Below are 17,651 nucleotides of genomic sequence, written 5' to 3' on the forward strand. Positions count from 1 at the left end.
CTGCCGCTCAGGCGGCTGTTGTCGGGATCATGGCTGCTTGGCTCCACTTCCCGATGCCCCCGGCCCCGGTGCCGGTCCGGTCTGCCCCTTCTGGTCGCCTTCGCTGCTGCTCCGCCTCGCGCGGTGCTCGCCGTCCTTGCCCTGTCCGTCCTTTTGCCCGTCCTTGGCCTGCCCGTCCTTCTTCTGGCCATCCGGGCCGCGCGTGCGCTTGCGCGGGGCGAGATCGGCCGACGGTGTCTGGTCATCGCGGCCGACGACCACCTTGGAGCCGTCGGACAGATTGGCAAAGCCGGTCGTGACGACCTTGTCGGTCGGCGACAAGCCGCTGGCAATGACGGCGTCATGCTCGTTCTGCTGGGTCACGGTCACCGGCTTGGCGGAGACGACATTGTCCTCGCCGATGACGTAGCTGAAGGTGCCGATCGGTCCGCGCTGTACGGCCGATGTCGGCACCACCAGCGCCTGCGTCAGGGTCTCGACCTTGAGGCGGACATTGACGAACTGGCCGGGCCAGAGCTGGTAATGGGCGTTGGGGAATTCCGCCTTGAGCTTGAGCGTGCCGGTGGTCTGGTCGACCTGGTTGTCGATGCCGGTGAGCTTGCCGGTGTCGATCACGGTGATGCCGTCGTTGCCGAACACGTCGACCGCGAGCGTGCCCTTCGACGCCGCTGCGTTGACGCGCATGATCTGCTGCTGTGGCAGGCTGAACCACACCGCGATCGGCTGCAATTGCGTTATCACCACGAGGCCCGTGGTGTCGGCAGCGTGGATGATGTTGCCCTGGTCGACCTGGCGCAGGCCGGCGCGGCCGGAGAGCGGCGCCACGATCTTGGTGTAGCTCAGCGTCGCCGCCGCATTGTCGATTGCGGCCTGGTCGGCCTTGACCAGCGCCTCGGTCTGCGCGACCGCGGCGCGCTGGGTGTCGGCCTGCTGCTTGGAGCCGGCATTGGATGCGGCAAGCTGTTCGTAGCGCGTGAGGTCGATGCGCTGGTTGGCGAGCTGCGCCTCGTCCTGCGCTTTCTTGGCGACGGCCTGATCATACGTCGCCTGGTAGAGCGCGGGATCGATCTCGCCGAGCACATCACCCTTCTTGACGTCCTGGCCCTCGGTGAACTTCACGGCGATCAGCTTGCCGTCGACCTGCGAGCGCACGGTCACGGTGTTGAGCGCGCGGATCGCGCCGACGCCGTCGAGATAAACAGGCACGTCCTGGATCCGGGGCGTCGCCGCCAGCACCGGCACCGGCAAATCGGGCCGCTGGTTGCGACCGTTCGCCTGCTGCGGCTGCTGATGCCAGACGGTCCAGCCGAAATAGCCGAGCCCGCCAAGTATGGCGAGCGTGATCAGGGGCATGACGAAGCCGCGGCCGCGCGATTTCTTCGCCGTCCCTTCTTTCGCGCCTTCCTTCGTATCCGGCTTAAAGAGCATTGACCGGTTTCTCCATGCGCGGCTCCCAGCCGCCGCCGAGCGCCTGATACAGGCTGACGATGGCGAGAAGCCGTGCGAGTTGGGCCTGCCACAACGCGTCTTCGGCCTGAAATAGTGTCTGCTGGACGTTCAGCACAGTCACGATGTCGGCCGTGCCGGCGCGCAATTGCTGCTCGGCGAGATCGAAGGCGCGCTTCGACGAGGTAACGACATCGCGCTGCAATTGTAGCTTGATCGTGGTCTGCTTGATCGAATACAGCGCGTTGTCGACGTCCGCAAACGACTGGATGATGGTCTTGCGGTAGGTCTGAAGCAACTCGTCCTGCCGCGCCTTGGCGAATTCGAAATTGCCGAGGATCTTGCCGCCGTCGAAGATCGGCTGCGTGGCGCTGCCGACGAGCTGGAAGAAGGCCGCATGCGGCTGGAACAGCGAGACCAGCGCCGAGCTCTGATAGCCGCCATTGCCGGTGAGCTGGATGGTCGGAAAGAACTGCGCGCGGGCATTGCCGATGTTCGCGGTCGCCGAGGCGAGCTGTGCCTCCTGGCGGCGGATGTCGGGCCGCTGCGTCAATAGCTCCGATGGCAGGCCGGGCGTGACGCGCGGGATGGCGATCTTGTTCAGCGAGCCGCCGAGCACGCGGACGCTCTCCGGCGGCCGCGATACCAGCACGGCGAGTGCGTTGACGTTCTGGTCGAGCGTCTGGCGCAGCGGCGGCACCAGTGCCTTCTGGTTGGCGAGCACGCTCTCCTGCTGGGCGACATCGAGGTCCGTGCCGGTGCCGGCCTTGCGGCGCTCGCGGATCGCATCGAGGATGCGCTGCGCGCTGGCGATGTTGCTCTGGGCGGTACGCAGGCGATCCTGCGAGGCCAGCACCTGGAAATAGGCGTTGGCGACGCCGGCGAGCGTCGTCAGGGCGACGACGTCACGATCGAAACGGTTGGCATTCGCCGTCTCTTCCGCCGTTTGCAGCGCATCGCGGTTCTGGCCCCAAAAGTCGAGCTGGTAGCTCGCACTCAGCGAGGCTGAATAATTGACGACCTCGCGGCCTCCATTGGTGAGACCGGACGATGACGAACCTGAGGTGCGCGAATAGGTTTCGGAGCCGCCGCCCGACAGGCTCGGCAGCAGCGCCGCGCCTGCCTGCCGGGCCTGTGCGTCGGCCTGGACGATGCGCGCGACGGCCGCGGCGATGTCGAGATTGACGGTCTGCGCCTCCTCCATCAGTTGCGTCAGCTCCGCGGAGCGAAAGCCGCGCCACCAATCCAGCGACGGCGGCGCATCCGGCTTGCCCGCGTATTTGTATTGCGCGGGGACATCGAGCGCGGGATCAGGCAAATCCTGCGTCAGCACGCAGGCGCCTGAACTGGCGGCAAGGCACACCACGGCAACCCATTGCGCCGCACGCGACGTCCGGAACGTAAGGCCGGGAGATCGCCCCATGGCGACCGCAGGACCATCCTGTGTCACATCCACCCCCCGCCGGGCAGATCGATCCGCCACCGCAGAGCCGGATTAACCGATTCGTGGCGGGACGGCCGGGGGCGTTTATGTAACTCGTTCACAGCCGTGATTCTTTCTGCGGAACCTGAAGTTCATACTAGCGGGGCGCGGAACAGGGGGACAGTCCCGCACCTGCGAAATGCGGCCTCGAATGCGTCGATGTCGAACTCGTGCAAATACAAAATATACCTGTGCCACAGGGCTTTTTTGTATTCCAACCTCGCTCCGAGGCGCATTCAAGCTTACCAAGATTTCATGTGATATTGCCGCCACGCCGACGTCAGGGCCACCGGTCCCGGCAGGCGCTCCACCGAAACCTGCGCCGCAGCGCACCGCAGCTCCCCCGGCCTTGGCTGAGCGCCCGGCGCGCTATTGTCGGGTGATGGTCTGCATTTGCGCTGTGCAAACGGCGGTGGACTGCTGGAGGTACCCCGCCAGCACCTTGGCGACCGGCGCAACGCGCACCTATATCATTCATATGATTCGACGCTGACCGTTTGCGGGGCGCCCTCGGGTCCAGCGATATGGGGCGTATGGGGGCGCCTGGCTCGCGGTCGGACTGCATCCGTTCAGGTAATGGATCCGCCGATGTCGCAGACCATCTCGGTGACGTCAGACACCATAGATTCAGTGCTTGCCGATCTGCCGCGCATCGTTCGGCTCGCACTCAGTTTCGGCGCGCGGCTGCGGCGAGGCACGCTCGACGTCACCCTGCCCGACGGACGCGTGATCCGCCTCGGCGGCCAGGAGCCGGGCCCGAATGCGGCGATGCGGCTGCACAATTACGGCTTCGCGTCGCGCCTCATCAACGGCGGCGACATCGGCATCGCGGAGGCCTATCTCGCCGGCGACTGGGACACGCCGGACCTGACGCAGTTCCTCTACCTGTTCTGCGTCAATCACGATCTGATCCAGGCCATGCTGAACGACAAGCCGCTGATGCGGTTCGTCCAGCTGCTGCAGCACTGGTTCAACCGCAACACCCGCCGTCAGGCGCGGCGCAACATCCACGCCCATTACGACATCGGCAATGCGTTCTATTCGGCCTGGCTCGATCCCAGCATGACCTATTCCTCGGCGCTGTTCGAGGAGAGCACCTCCGATCTCACGACAGCCCAGACCAACAAATACCGCCGGCTCGGCGAGGCGCTCGACCTGAAGCCTGGCCAGACGCTGCTCGAGATCGGCTGCGGCTGGGGCGGCTTCGCCGAGTTTGCCGCAAAGACCTTCGGCACGCACGTGGTTGGCCTCACGATCTCGACCGAGCAGCGCGATTTTGCGCAGAAGCGCATTCACGAGGCGGGCCTTGCCGAGCAGGTCGAGATCCGTCTTCAGGATTATCGCGACGAACGCGATCGCTACGACCGCATCGCCTCGATCGAGATGATCGAAGCCGTTGGCGAGCGGTTCTGGCCGAAATATTTCGCCCAGTTGCGGGACCGGCTGCTGCCCGGCGGACTCGCCGGCATCCAGGCGATCACCATCCAGGACAGGCTGTTCCAGGGCTACCGGCGCGAGGTGGACTTCATCCAGCGCTACGTCTTTCCGGGCGGCATGCTGCCCTCGCCCGCCGTGCTCAAGTCGCTTGGCGACAGGTTCGGCCTGCCCGTCGTTCGCGAGCGCATCTTCGGGCAGGATTATGCCAAGACGCTGGCCACCTGGCGGAATAACTTCCAGACGGCCTGGCCGGGCCTCGTGCCGCTCGGCTTCGACGACCGGTTCCGGCGGCTGTGGGAGTATTACCTGTCCTATTGCGAGGCCGGATTCCTGTCCGGGAATATCGACGTCCGGCAAGTCATCTTTGCAAAGCAGCAATAAGAGTTTGCGGGGGCGGCTTGCAAGGGTCGCTTGTAAGGCCCGCCACCCTACTTTAGGGTCGCGCCCACCCTATGATCCAGCCGGTAATTGCCTGACATGACCATCAAAAATGACGTTGTCGAAGCCATCGGCAACACCCCGCTCATCAAGCTCAAGCGCGCCTCCGAACTGACCGGCTGCACCATTCTGGGCAAGGCCGAGTTCATGAATCCGGGCCAGTCGGTGAAGGACCGCGCCGGCAAATGGATGATCCTGGAGGCCGAGAAGCGCGGCGAGCTCAAGCCGGGCGGTCTCGTGGTGGAGGCGACCGCCGGCAACACCGGAATCGGCCTCGCGGTCGTGGCGAGCGCGCGCGGCTACCGCACGCTGATCGTGATCCCGGAGACGCAGAGCCAGGAGAAGAAGGATTTTCTGAAGCTGTGCGGCGCCGAGCTGATCGAGGTGCCGGCCCTGCCCTATGCCAATCCCAACAATTATCAGCATGTCGGCCGCCGGCTCGCCGACGAGCTGCGCAAGACCGAGCCCAATGGCGTCCTGTTCGCCGACCAGTGGAATAACCTCGACAACGCCAAGGCGCACTACGAGTCGACGGGCCCCGAGATCTGGGAGCAGACCGGCGGCAAGGTCGACGGCTTCGTCTGCTCGGTCGGCAGCGGCGGCACGCTCGCCGGCGTCAGCCGTTATCTGAAAGAAAAGAACAAGGACGTCCGAATCGCCTGCGCCGATCCGCATGGTGCCGGCATGTTCGAATATTTCCGCACCGGCGATGCCAAGGCGACGCCGGGTGGCTCGATCACGGAAGGTATCGGCCTCAACCGTGCGACCGCGATCGTCGAGAGCGCGAAGGTGGATGACGCCTATCTCGTTCCCGATGCGGAAGCCGTCACGGTGATCTACGAGCTGCTCCAGCACGAAGGCCTGTGCCTCGGCGGTTCCACCGGCATCAATATCGCCGGCGCGATACGACTCGCGAAACAGCTCGGGCCCGGCAAGACGGTCGTCACCGTGCTCTGCGATTCCGGCAGCCGCTATCAGTCAAAGCTGTTCAATGCCGACTTCATGCGCGCCAAGAACCTGCCGGTGCCGGAATGGTTGGAGAAGCGCAGCAACATCAAGCCGCCGTTCGTCTAGGCCGGCAGCCTTGTAGGGTGGGCAACGCGAAGCGTGCCCACCACAACTGTCTCGATCGCGGAAAGATGGTGGGCACAGCGCAAATGCGCCTTTGCCCACCCTACGAGGTCACCGCAAAATCTGGCTCAAAAACAGCTTCGTCCGTGCGTGCTGGGGAGCGGCGAAGAACTCGTTCGGCGTATTGGCCTCGATGATCTGGCCGGCGTCCATGAACACGACGCGGTTGGCGACCTCGCGGGCAAAACCCATTTCGTGGGTGACAACCAGCATGGTCATGCCCTCCTCGGCGAGATCAACCATGGTGTCGAGGACCTCCTTGACCATCTCGGGATCGAGCGCGGAGGTCGGCTCGTCGAACAGCATCACCTTCGGATTCATGGTCAGCGCGCGCGCGATCGCGACGCGCTGCTGCTGGCCGCCGGACATCTGGCCCGGAAACTTGTTGGCCTGGTGCGGGATCTTGACCCGCTCCAGAAACTTCATCGCGGTCGCCTCGGCGTCCCTTTTGGGAATGTTGCGCACCCAGATCGGCGCCAGCGTGCAATTGTCCAGCACGGTGAGATGCGGGAACAGATTGAAGCTCTGGAACACCATGCCGACTTCGCGACGCACCGCGTCGATGTGCTTGAGATTCGGCCCGAGCTCGATGCCGTCGACGACGATCTCGCCCTCCTGGAATTCCTCCAGTGCATTGATGCATCGGATCAGCGTCGACTTGCCGGAGCCCGAGGGCCCGCAGATCACGATGCGTTCGCCCTTGCGGACCTCGAGGTCGATGTCGCGCAGGACGTGAAATTCGCCGTACCATTTGTTGAGGCCGGTAATCTTGACGATGGGGTCGGTCATGGTGAGCTCGATCAGTTGCGGCGGTGAGCGTTGAGACGGTGCTCGACGAAGAGCGAGTAGCGCGACATTCCAAAGCAGAAGATGAAGTAGATGATTCCGGCGAAGGCAAAGCCGGTGAACGCCGTGGATGGCGTCGACCATTTCGGATCCGAAAACGAGGCGCGCAGCGAGCCGAGCAGGTCGAACAGCGCGACGATCGAGACCAGCGAGGTGTCCTTGAACAGCGAGATGAAGCTGTTGACGAGATTCGGGATGACGTGGCGCAGCCCCTGCGGCAGCACGATCAGCGAGGTCGTTTTCCACCAGGACAGGCCCAGAGCGGCCGCCGCCTCGCCCTGCCCGCGCGGGATCGCAGCAAGGCCACCGCGGACGTTCTCGGCCTGGTAGGCGCCCGTGAACAGCGCAATGCCGATCAGCGCGCGCACCAGACCGTCGACCGTGAAATTGCCCGGCAGGAACAAAGGCAGCATGTAGGTCGCGAAGAACAGCACGGTGATCAGCGGCACGCCGCGCCAGAACTCGATGAAGGCGATCGAGAAGATCCGGATCAGTGGAATGGTCGAGCGGCGGCCGAGCGCCAGCGCGATGCCGATCGGCAGCGAGGTGACGATGCCGGTCACGGAGACCACCAGCGTCACCAGAAGCCCGCCCCACAGATTCGTGGCCACGACCGGCAGGCCGCCGCGATCGAGCCCCATCAGCTTGATCACGATCGCGATGGCGATGAAGGTGGCGATGCTGGATGTCAGAGCCCGGCCGCCGGTGCGAACGCCGCCGCCGAGAACGAAGGCGATCAGGGAGACGATCGCGGCCGTGATGGCGAAATCGGCCCAGACCGACTGGCCCGTCCCCTGGAGCTGGTCACGCAGCCAGGTCAGCGGAAAGATCAGCCAGTAGATCGCGGTGCCGACTAGCACGATGAGATTGCCGGCAACCCAGAAGAGCGGTGCGATGGCCGAGGTCTTGGCGAGACTGAGCAGAGCCTGCCCGGCGCCTATGATGCTGTCGTCGAACAATTGCAGCAGGCCGGCCGTCCAGCTCAGGCCGAACCCGGTGATGCCGCCGCCGTGCAGCAGAAAGAACGCCACCACGGGAAAGGCGAAGAAGAAGAGACTTGCGTTCAGTCCTTTCGCCGGCAGGCGCGGAATGAGCAGCGGCAGGAGCAGAACCGCCGCCAGGATCAGCGAGAGGTTGACCCGCCAGCGCTCGGCCTCGGGATAGAAGCCGTAGATAAGTTGCGGCAGCTTGGCCTGGATGTAGGGCCAGCAGGCGCCGACCGTAAAGCCGGCATTCTCGGTCAGGCACGCCGTGCGATCCTTGCCGGTCCAGACTGCATCGACCATCAGGAACCTGACGGAGGGAACGATGGTGAACCAGAGCAGCAAGGCGCCGACGATCGTGAGCAGGATGTTGGTCGGCGAATTGAACAGCCGGGTGCGCACGAGGCCGATGAAGCCGGTGGTCTTGACCGGAGCGGGACGCTCGGTGAGCAGGTCCTGACGGACATATCCGGACGAGGTGATGTCGCTCATGCGCCGAGACTCCGGCTGACGCGCCAACCGTAGACGCTCATGACGGCGCTCGTGAGCAGCGAAATCATGAGGTAGACGCCCATCGTCATGGCAATGATCTCGATCGCCTGCCCGGTCTGGCTCAGCGACGTGCCGGCGAACACCGACACCAGGTCAGGATAGCCGATCGCGACCGCGAGCGAGGAATTCTTGGTGAGGTTGAGGTACTGGTTGGTCAGCGGCGGCACGATCACGCGCATCGCCTGCGGCACGACGATCAGCCGGAGCGTGGTGCCGCGGCTCAGTCCCAGCGACGATCCCGCCTCCATCTGCCCGGAATGGACGGACAGGATGCCGGCGCGCACGATCTCGGCGATGAAGGCGGCGGTATAGGTCGACAGCGCCAGCGTCAGCGCGACGAATTCCGGGATGATGCGCGAGCCGCCGGCAAAGTTGAAACCTTTGAGCTGCGGCATCTCGAAGGTGAAGGGCAGACCGAACACCAGGATGCTCGCGAGCGGCAGACCGAACACCAGACCCAGTACATAGGGCCAGATCCGGATCATCTGCCCGCGCTGGAACAGCGCGCGTCGTGCATAGATGCGCAAGGCGATAGCGGCCACGATACCGAGCGCCAGCATCGCCAGGAACGGCTCGAACCCGCCCTCGCCGATCGGACGCGGAATGACCAGGCCACGATTGCTGATGAAAGCGAAGCCGAGCAGCGAGATGCTCTGCCGGGGATTTGGCAAGGCTGCGAGCACCGCCAGGTACCAGAACAGGATCTGGAACAGCAGCGGCAGGTTGCGGATGATCTCGACATAGATCTCGCCGACGCGCGACAACAGCCAGTTGGGCGACAGCCGGCACAGCGCGACGATGAATCCGATCACGGTGGCGAAGAAGATGCCCACCACCGAGACCACGAGCGTGTTCAAAAGCCCGACCACGAACACGCGCAGGAACGTGTCCGAGCCGGTGTAGGAGATCAGGGTCTGGTTGACGTCGAAGCCGGCATTGTTCCGGAGGAAGCCGAAGCCGGCGGCAATGTGCTGGTTTTCGAGGTTGGCCCGGGCATTGGAGACGATCTCATAGCCAATCCAGCCCAGGATCGCCGCGAAGGCAAACTGGACGGCGACGCCGTTCCAGCCTGCCTTGCCGCCCAGAACACGCCTGATCTTCAGCGCGATCTGGGCCGGCGGTTTTCGAGCCTCGGTGCTCATCGCCGCGGATCAGGCGGATCAGCGGATCGGCGGCGCGTATTGAAGACCGCCCTTGTTCCAGAGATTGTTGAGACCACGGTTGATGGCGAGCGGCGAACCGGCGCCGACGTTGCGGTCGAACACCTCGCCGTAATTGCCGACGGCCTTTACGATCCGCACCACCCAGTCCTTGGTCAGGCCGAGCTGTTCGCCGAAATTACCGTCGCTGCCGAGCACGCGCTTCAGCTCCGGATTTTCCAGTTTCGCCTTCTCGTCGACGTTCTTCGAGGTCACGCCGAGCTCTTCGGTGGTCACCAGGGCGAACAGCGTCCATTTCACGATGTCGAACCACTGGTCGTCGCCGTGGCGCACCATCGGCCCGAGCGGCTCCTTCGAGATGATCTCGGGGAGCACCATGTGGTCGTTGGGATTGGCAAGCTTGAGGCGGTTGGCGTACAGGCCCGACTGGTCGGTGGTGAAGACGTCGCAGCGCCCGGCTTCATAGGCCTTGACCGTTTCGTCGTTGGTGCCGAACGCGATCACCTCGTACTTCATGTTGTTGGCCTTGAAGTAGTCGGCGAGATTCTGCTCGGTGGTGGTGCCGGTCTGGACACAGACCGAGGCGCTGTTGAGCTCGAGCGCCGAATTCACCTTGAGCGACTTCTTCACCATGAAGCCTTGCCCGTCATAGTAGGTTACGCCGGTGAAGTTGGCGCCGAGCGAGGTGTCGCGCGAGATGGTCCAGGTGGTGTTGCGCGAGAGCACGTCGATTTCGCCGGATTGCAGCGCCGTGAAACGGTCCTTGGCGGACAAGGGCACGTACTTGACCTTGGTCGCATCGTTGAAGATCGCCCCGGCGATCGCGCGGCAGAGGTCGACGTCAAGTCCGGTCCAGTTGCCCTTGTCGTCGGGCGAGGAGAAGCCGGGCAGGCCCTGGCTGACGCCGCAGGACAGCATGCCCCGGTCCTTGATGGTCTTGAGCGTTTGCGCATCGGCAGCTTGGGCGGCGAGGCCGGCGGCGAGAGCGAGAGTGAGAGCCAGGGTTACGCGTTTCATGGGCTGAAGGCCTTTCAAAGTCGTCTCAAGGTCAGGAATGTCGTCTTTGGGATCGTCTCCGCCGGGGCTAGCCGCATCAAGACTAGCCCTGCAAGAGTCATGCTGGAAAACCTTGCCGAACACTCGCCCATCCCGGGAGGCCATACCTTAATCCCCGCCGCAGGCGCCCGCCGTTATGGCTGTGGCGCAAGGTTCGGTCAGACGATGGATCGAAGGTCGCGGCTGCCCCTCAACATGCGGCGACTGAATAGCACCTGCGCATTGGAGAGCGGCCGGCGAGCCGGGTCAAGGGGTTGACGGGACTCTTCTGTGTTCTGTTATTAACGGCAGCGGCCTTCGGCCAGCCCGCGGGCGCGGTGTGCCCGGTGGAAACGCGGTTTTGAAAGCAGACGCATGGATTCCTCGCACCCCTCCCGACAGCAGGCCGAGACCCGGCTGGTCACCTCCGGCCGCGACACCAAGGCGCAGAAGGGGTTCGTCAATCCGCCGGTGTTCCACGGTTCGACCGTGCTCTATCCGACCGCCGAGGACCTGCATGCCCACCGCGGCGAATTCACCTATGGCCGCCACGGCTCCCCCACCACCAAGGCGTTCCAGGAGACGCTGATGGCGCTGGAGGGGCCGCAATGCGCCGGCGTCGGCATCGTGCCGTCGGGGCTGTCGGCGATCTCCACCACCCTGCTCTCGGTGCTGAAGACCGGCGACCATATCCTGGTCTGCGACAACGTCTACCGGCCCTCGCGCAACTTCTGCAACGGCATGCTCGCCCGCCTTGGCATCGAGACAACCTATTTCGATCCGATGATCGGCGCCGGCATCGACAAGCTGTTCAAGCCAAACACAAGTGCGGTTCTGGTGGAGGCGCCGGGCTCGCAGTCGTTCGAGATGCCCGACATCCGCGCCATCGCCGAGGTCGCGCATGGGCGCGGCGCGCTCGTCATCGACGACAACACCTGGGCGACTCCGCTCTATCACCGCTCGCTCGACCAGGGCGTCGACATCAGCATGCAGGCCGCCACCAAATATATCGGCGGCCATTCCGACATCATGTTCGGCACCATCTCGGCCAACGCCAGGGCCTGGCCACAGATCGCGGAAGGCATCCGCCTGCTCGGCGTCTGCGCGGGCCCTGACGACGTCTTCCTGGCGCTGCGCGGCCTGCGCACGCTGTCGGTGCGCCTGGCGCAGCATCATCGCTCAGGGCTCGACATGGCGCGCTGGCTCGCGAGCCGTCCGGAGGTCGCGCGCGTGCTCCATCCAGGGCTGGAGACCGATCCGGGCCACGCGATCTGGAAGCGCGACTTCACCGGCGCCTCCGGCCTGTTCAGCATCGTGCTGAAGCCGGCCCCCCAGAAGGCCGTCGACACCATGCTCAACACGCTCAAGCTGTTCGGCATGGGCTTTTCCTGGGGCGGCTTCGAGAGCCTTGCAATTCCCTTCGACTGCGACGCCTATCGCACCGCGACCAAATGGGCGCCCGGCGGCCCGACTCTGCGTCTGCACATCGGCCTCGAAAGCGTCGACGATCTCAAGGCCGATCTCGATCGCGGCTTCGCTGCCCTGAAGGCGGCAATGTGAGCTTGCTCACAAGGCACAACGCCTCGGGAACGTGCAGCTGCCGCAAACGTTAACGCCGATGCGCCAACAAAGGGTTTGATCCCCAATCGTTTGGCGCTAGCCTCTCCAATCGACTCTAATCCGGACACGGAGCATGGGAACGTTGGTTCTGCTCGATCTGATGGGCGGCGTTGCGCTGTTGTTGTGGGGCCTGCACATGGTCCACAGCGGGATTCTGCGCGCGTTCGGCCCTGACCTGCGGCGGCTGCTCGGCAAGGCCCTCAGCAACCGCTTCAGCGCCTTTGCCGCCGGCCTCGGGCTCACTGCGCTGCTCCAGAGCAGCACGGCGACCGCGCTGATCACCAGCTCCTTCGCGGCCGAAGGCCTCGTCAGTGTCGCCGCCGCGCTCGCCATCATGCTGGGCGCCAATGTCGGCACGACGCTGATCGTGCAGGTGCTGTCGTTCAACATCGCGGCCGTCGCACCGGTCCTGTTCGTGCTCGGTCTCGTCGCCTTCCGCACGGGCCCGCGCTCGCGCATCAAGGATATCGGCCGCGTCTGCATCGGCCTCGGACTGATGCTGCTGTCGCTGCACATCCTGCTCGATACGCTGGCGCCCGCCGAGAACGCGCCCGGCGTCCGCGTCGTGATGGCGTCGATCACGGGCGATCCCGTTCTGTGCATCGTCATCGCCGCACTCGTCACCTGGGCCGTGCATTCGAGCGTCGCCAGCGTGCTGCTGATCATGTCGCTGGCCTATTCGCAGTTTATCACGCCTTACGCAGCCCTCGCGCTGGTGTTGGGGGCCAATCTCGGCAGCGCCATCAATCCCGTGTTCGAGGGCGCGAAACGCGACGATCCCGCGAGCTATCGCCTGCCGGTCGGAAATCTCGTCAATCGCATAATCGGAATTGCGCTGGTGCTGCCGTTCCTGGGCGTGATCGCCGAGCATATGCACGCCTGGCAGCCGGATCTCGCCAGGATGACGGCGGCGTTCCACATCGCCTTCAACGTCGGCACGGCCGTTCTCTTCATTGGCCTGCTCGATACCATGTCGCGCCTGTTGACGCGCCTGTTGCCGGATCGCGTCCACGAGACCGACCCGGCCCGGCCGCGCTATCTCGACGAGACCGCGCTGGAGACGCCCTCACTGGCGCTCGCGGACGCCGCCCGCGAGGCCTTGCGCATGGGCGATCTCGTCGAGGTCATGCTGCGCAAGGTGATGGCGGCGATGATGACCGGCGACCGTGCGCTGGTCGACCAGGTCACGAAGATGGACAACATCGTCGACGGCCTCGACGAGGCCATCAAGCTCTACGTGACCAAGCTGACGCGCGGCAGCCTCGACGAGAGCGAAGGCCGGCGCGCGATGGAGATCATCTCGTTCGCCATCAATCTCGAGCATATCGGCGACATCATCGACAAGAATTTGAGCGAGCTCGCCACCAAGAAGATCAAGCGCCGCTTCCAGTTCTCGGCCGAGGGCGCCGAGGAGCTCGCTGCCTTCCACAAACGCACAATGGAGTCGCTGCGGATCGCCTTCGGCGTCTTCATGTCCGGCGACCCCAACGAGGCGCGCAAGCTGCTGGTGGAGAAGACCGCACTCAAGAACACCGAGCTTGCCGCCATCGAGCGCCATCTCGATCGCCTGCGCGAGGGCCGCCCGGAGACCATCGAGACCACTTCGCTGCATCTCGACGTGCTGCGCGATCTGCGACGCATCCACTCGCACATCTGCTCGGTCGCCTACCCCGTGCTCGATGCTGCCGGCGAGCCCTACCGCAGGACCGAGGCGGATGCGGCCGCCCTGCCCGCGTCAGGCACGGCCTCGGCGCTGCCGCGCTAGTGAGCTAGCTATCCAGCGTCTTCGACGCCGTCCCGTGGTTCTTCCAGATCAGCATGATGTTGCGGACATAGATGATGGTCGCAAACAGCTGCCCCATGATGATCACGGGCTCGCGCTTCACGACGCCGTAGACCAGGGTCATCAGGCCGCCGCCCATCGAGCAGAACCAGAACGCGATCGGCACCACGCTGTTGCCGGCGCGTTCGCTCGCGATCCACTGCACCAGGAAGCGCGCGGTGAAGAACAGCTGCGCGATGAGGCCGAACGCCAGCCAGAAATCGAACTTGGCGACGAAGACGTCGTAGAGATAGTTGCTCAACGCCTGACCGTATTGGATGATCATGCCTTCACCTCAGTCACGTCTGGTGTCGGCTTCTTGCGGCGGATCAGCCACCACACGCCGGCGAGATCCATGATGCCGATCCACAGCCGGTCGAAGAAGCCATAGTTTGACACGCCGGAATGGCGCGGTCGGTCGATCACGTCAACATAAGCGATCTCGTAGCCCTCGCGGCGCACCAGCGCCGGCAGGAAGCGATGCAGCCCGTCGAAATAAGGCATCATCAGAAACACCTCGCGGCGGAACGCCTTCAATCCACAGCCGGTGTCGCGCGTGCCGTCCTGAAGGATCGCATTGCGGATCTTGTTCGCCACGCGCGACTGGAATTTCTTGAAGCCGGTATCCTTGCGCCCGACGCGCTGACCGGCAGCGAGACCGACGCGGCCCGCCCCCTTCTCGACCGCCGCGATCAGGTCCGGCAGGAAGGCCGGATTGTTCTGGCCGTCGCCATCGAGTGTGGCCACGATCGCGCCGCGCGCCGCGCGCACGCCGCTGCGTACCGCCGCCGACTGGCCGCCCGATTTGGCATGACGTAGCTGTCGGATATTGTCCCGCTGCTGCACGATGGCAGCGAGCCGTTCGCCGGTCGCATCCGTCGAGCCATCGTTGACGTAGATGATCTCATAGGGCCAGCGGCCATCCAACGCCGCACTGATCTCGGCGATCAAGGGCGCGATGTTGTCGGCTTCGTTGCGCACGGGAACGACGATGGAAACCGAAGGCTGGGACGACGACAAATCGAAAGCTCGTGGTTGGAATTGGCCTGCCGGGGAACCCGGCGGTCCCGGCAGGCAGCCGCTTTTATGGGGCGGATGCCCCGTGGGCAACCCTTTTGAGGCGGCCCGAGACCGCTCCTGCAAGAGGCACAATGGTGCCGTCGGCGCGGATGGCAAAGCCGAGCCTGCGGGCCGCGAACCAGTAGCGCACCGCCATGGCGCCGACCATGCCGACCAGAGCGCCGGCCACGACGTCGCTCGGGTGATGCGCGAGCAGTACCAGCCGGGTCAGCAGGATCACGATCGCGTAAGTGAACATGAACACGCGCAGGCGCGGCCACAGCGCCGAGACCGCAAACGCCAGTGCGAAAGCCGTCACCGCATGACCCGACGGCAGGCTGGCATAGGCCCCCGTCCCCTCGAACGGGATGAAGTTGAACGGATTGGCCGTGCCGCCCACGAACGGACGTCCGCGACCGATGAGATATTTCAGGATCTCGGCAACGAACACGGACAGGGCAACAGACAGAAACATGAACTGCAGCCGCGTGCCGAGGCCGAGCAGCAGCCCCCGACGGGTGCCGTTCAATCCCGCCGCAACCAGCACCAGGACGACCAGCGCCGCCCCGAGCACCGAAAGCACATACTCGTCCTTGCCGAAATCGGTGAGGATGCGGATCGGCCACAGGCTCGGCGTGCCGCGCGCGGGCATCAGCTGGATCTCGGTCTGATCGAACGCGAGCATCAGCACGATGATCAAGGCCGCACCGGCCGCGCTGAGCCACAGCGAATGCCGCGCCAGCTTGCGCGCGGCTTCCGCGCGGCGCGAATGTGAAGGCGTGCGGACGAGCTGCGCCAGTGCGCGCCCCGACACCGCGAGCAATTGCGCGGGATAGCCCGGGCGCGGCGTGATGTCGGTCGAGGCCGGCATCCTACTCAGTGCCTTCCGAGCGGAAGATCGAGATCGAGATCGCGCGCCCTTGCGAGAAATTATAGCCGTCGATGCGCGTGCCGACCTTGTAGCGCAGCCCGATCGCCTCGGCGCGCTGCACGAAGCTGCGTTCCGAGCGCTGCTCGATCAGCGCGAAGCGGCAGCTTCCCTGCCGCAGGAAATCCGCAGCGCCCGAGCCGTCGGTGAGCAGCGTCTGGGTGCCCGTCAGGAACACGAGGCTCGGCTCGTGATAGCCGGCCGCGGCCGCCTTCGGCCCGACACAGGTGACGTTGCGAAGCGCGCGCGCGATCTCGATGCTCGGAAACAGCGGCGTCAGCGACGGCAGCACGATGCCGTAGACCACGACTGCCAGCATCAGAGCTGCGACCAGCGCGTTCAGCACCGAGCGCTCGGCGCGGTTGGTGTCGAACAGCCACCAGGCGAACAGGCCGAAGATCAGCGAGGCCGCGATGAACGGCCAGGCCACGAAGGCCGGCTGCCGCGTCAGCATGACCGCGCCGACCACCGCGATGATCGAGCCGAGCGCAGGGATCGCGAACCACCAGGCCGAGCCGCGCGCGAGCCAGGAGCGCGACAGCACGCGCCGCTCCATCGCGCCGACGGTGAGGATGGCGATCGCCGGATACAGCGGCAGCACGTAATGCGGCAGCTTGGTCAGCACCGCCTCGAACACGATCCAGGACGGGATGAGCCAGGCCAGCAGGAACTGCGCGCCGGGCTCGCGCCGCGCGCGCCAGACCGCAGGGGCCGCCATCGCGGCAAGCGGCGCGCCGGGCCAGAACGTGATCCAGAACAGCGCCAGATACAGTCCGGGCGGCGCGCCATGGGATTCCTGGGCCGCCAACTTGCTCAGCATGTCGCCGCCGACGGAATCGGCGAAGAAGGCATCGCCGGCGCGCCAGAAGATCGCGACGAACCAGGGCAGCACCAGCACCAGCACCCACATCAGGCCCCAGAGCGGACGCAGCTTCCACAGCCACGAGGCATCGCGGTCCTGGATCGCGAGCGCGACGATTGTCAGCCCGGCGAACATCAGGATCAGTGGGCCCTTGATCAGGATGCCGACTGCGAGCGCGGTCCAGAAGATCGCGGGCCAGCTCCACGGCGGATGCGTTTCGTCCTCGGCGCGCTGCCACGACAGATAGGCGCGCGACATCGCGCCCATCGCGGCGGTCACGCAGAACAGCAGCATCGCATCGGTTTTCGCCAGCCGCGCCTCGACGCCGAGCAGCACGGAGGCGCACATCAGGAGCGCGGCCAGCACCGCCGCGCGCCGCGTGACGAAGCCGAGCGCGGCCCAATAGGTCATGAGCACGGCGCCGATCGCACCTAACAGCGACGGCAGCCGGTAGACCCAGATCCGCAATTCGGCCTTCGGGAGCTTGAGCGCCGATGCGGCTTCAACTGCGGCCGACTGCAACCAGTAGATGCCGACCGGCTTCTTGTAGCGGACGTCCTCCTGGAAGCGGATGTCGACATAGTCGCCGCTCTCGACCATCTGCTTGGTGGCTTGCGCAAACCGCGCCTCGTCGCGATCGACGGGCGGGATGGTGAAGAAGCCCGGCAGGAACAGCAGCAGCGCGCACAGCAGCAGGAAGCCGACCGCGCGGGCATGACTGGCCGTGGCGTAGTCCAGCATAAGCACGAGCCGGCTGCCCGGATTCACGGGCACTTTCGGCTCGCGGGGTGCTCCAAAACGGGGGCTGGGATAGGTCTCGGCCATTGGTTCCGCTTACGCTGAAACCGC

The 17,651-nt window shown here is 65.0% G+C and carries 14 protein-coding genes; 4 read left to right on the forward strand and 10 right to left on the reverse strand.

Annotation, left to right across the window (positions count from 1 at the left end; genetic code table 11):
* Positions 1-27: 27 nt before the first annotated feature.
* Together JQ627_RS09025 and JQ627_RS09030 are read right to left on the reverse strand one after the other, a co-directional pair.
* Entirely contained in the window at positions 28-1,428 is a 1,401-nt protein-coding gene (locus JQ627_RS09025) for an efflux RND transporter periplasmic adaptor subunit (protein WP_212483830.1), read from the reverse strand.
* Positions 1,418-2,902, reverse strand: coding sequence for an efflux transporter outer membrane subunit (locus JQ627_RS09030; protein ID WP_212483831.1), 1,485 nt, complete (start codon positions 2,900-2,902; stop codon positions 1,418-1,420). The genes JQ627_RS09025 and JQ627_RS09030 overlap by 11 nt, the downstream gene beginning before the upstream one ends.
* Before the next feature lie 615 nt (positions 2,903-3,517).
* On the opposite strand from JQ627_RS09030, the gene JQ627_RS09035 reads away from it, so the two are divergent.
* Together JQ627_RS09035 and JQ627_RS09040 are read left to right on the forward strand one after the other, a co-directional pair.
* Positions 3,518-4,747 (forward strand): cyclopropane-fatty-acyl-phospholipid synthase family protein, encoded by a 1,230-nt coding sequence (locus tag JQ627_RS09035; RefSeq protein WP_212483832.1) that lies wholly within the window; start codon positions 3,518-3,520, stop codon positions 4,745-4,747.
* A gap of 96 nt (positions 4,748-4,843) precedes the next feature.
* Positions 4,844-5,878 carry a cysteine synthase A gene (locus tag JQ627_RS09040; RefSeq protein WP_212483833.1) on the forward strand — a complete coding sequence of 345 codons (1,035 nt, stop codon included), beginning with the start codon at positions 4,844-4,846 and terminating at the stop codon, positions 5,876-5,878.
* A gap of 108 nt (positions 5,879-5,986) precedes the next feature.
* On the opposite strand, the gene JQ627_RS09045 is transcribed toward JQ627_RS09040, so the two are convergent.
* Genes JQ627_RS09045 through JQ627_RS09060 form a run of 4 tightly spaced genes read right to left on the reverse strand, consistent with a single transcriptional unit; the run spans position 5,987 to position 10,493 of the window.
* Complete coding sequence (locus JQ627_RS09045; protein WP_249142961.1) at positions 5,987-6,724, reverse strand: amino acid ABC transporter ATP-binding protein; 738 nt, start codon at positions 6,722-6,724, stop codon at positions 5,987-5,989.
* 11 nt (positions 6,725-6,735) lie between these two features.
* Positions 6,736-8,256 carry an amino acid ABC transporter permease gene (locus JQ627_RS09050; protein WP_212483834.1) on the reverse strand — a complete coding sequence of 507 codons (1,521 nt, stop codon included), beginning with the start codon at positions 8,254-8,256 and terminating at the stop codon, positions 6,736-6,738.
* Positions 8,253-9,458: an amino acid ABC transporter permease gene (locus JQ627_RS09055; protein WP_212483835.1), complete on the reverse strand. Its 1,206-nt coding sequence runs from the start codon at positions 9,456-9,458 to the stop codon at positions 8,253-8,255. The genes JQ627_RS09050 and JQ627_RS09055 overlap by 4 nt, the downstream gene beginning before the upstream one ends.
* Before the next feature lie 18 nt (positions 9,459-9,476).
* The gene (locus tag JQ627_RS09060) at positions 9,477-10,493 is read right to left on the reverse strand and encodes an amino acid ABC transporter substrate-binding protein (RefSeq protein ID WP_212483836.1); all 1,017 of its coding nucleotides are present in this window, start codon (positions 10,491-10,493) and stop codon (positions 9,477-9,479) included.
* A gap of 393 nt (positions 10,494-10,886) precedes the next feature.
* Between JQ627_RS09060 and metC the strand changes: the two genes are divergently transcribed.
* Complete coding sequence (gene metC / locus JQ627_RS09065) at positions 10,887-12,071, forward strand: cystathionine beta-lyase (protein WP_212483837.1); 1,185 nt, start codon at positions 10,887-10,889, stop codon at positions 12,069-12,071.
* 133 nt (positions 12,072-12,204) lie between these two features.
* Positions 12,205-13,896 carry a Na/Pi cotransporter family protein gene (locus JQ627_RS09070; RefSeq protein WP_212483838.1) on the forward strand — a complete coding sequence of 564 codons (1,692 nt, stop codon included), beginning with the start codon at positions 12,205-12,207 and terminating at the stop codon, positions 13,894-13,896.
* 4 nt (positions 13,897-13,900) lie between these two features.
* On the opposite strand, the gene JQ627_RS09075 is transcribed toward JQ627_RS09070, so the two are convergent.
* The 4 genes from JQ627_RS09075 to JQ627_RS09090 all read right to left on the reverse strand — a co-directional run bounded on the left by JQ627_RS09075 (position 13,901) and on the right by JQ627_RS09090 (position 17,627).
* Positions 13,901-14,239, reverse strand: a complete 339-nt coding sequence (locus JQ627_RS09075; protein WP_212483839.1) for a lipid-A-disaccharide synthase N-terminal domain-containing protein — start codon at positions 14,237-14,239, stop codon at positions 13,901-13,903.
* Positions 14,236-14,973 (reverse strand): glycosyltransferase family 2 protein, encoded by a 738-nt coding sequence (locus tag JQ627_RS09080; RefSeq protein ID WP_212483840.1) that lies wholly within the window; start codon positions 14,971-14,973, stop codon positions 14,236-14,238. The genes JQ627_RS09075 and JQ627_RS09080 overlap by 4 nt, the downstream gene beginning before the upstream one ends.
* 64 nt (positions 14,974-15,037) lie before the next feature.
* Positions 15,038-15,883: a phosphatase PAP2 family protein gene (locus tag JQ627_RS09085; protein WP_212483841.1), complete on the reverse strand. Its 846-nt coding sequence runs from the start codon at positions 15,881-15,883 to the stop codon at positions 15,038-15,040.
* Position 15,884: 1 nt separating this feature from the next.
* On the reverse strand, positions 15,885-17,627 hold the full coding sequence (locus JQ627_RS09090) for a glycosyltransferase family 39 protein (RefSeq protein WP_212483842.1): 1,743 nt from the start codon (positions 17,625-17,627) through the stop codon (positions 15,885-15,887).
* Between the last annotated feature and the right edge of the window lie 24 nt (positions 17,628-17,651).

The sequence above is a fragment of the Bradyrhizobium liaoningense genome (genome assembly GCF_018130785.1).
Lineage (GTDB): Bacteria > Pseudomonadota > Alphaproteobacteria > Rhizobiales > Xanthobacteraceae > Bradyrhizobium > Bradyrhizobium liaoningense_A.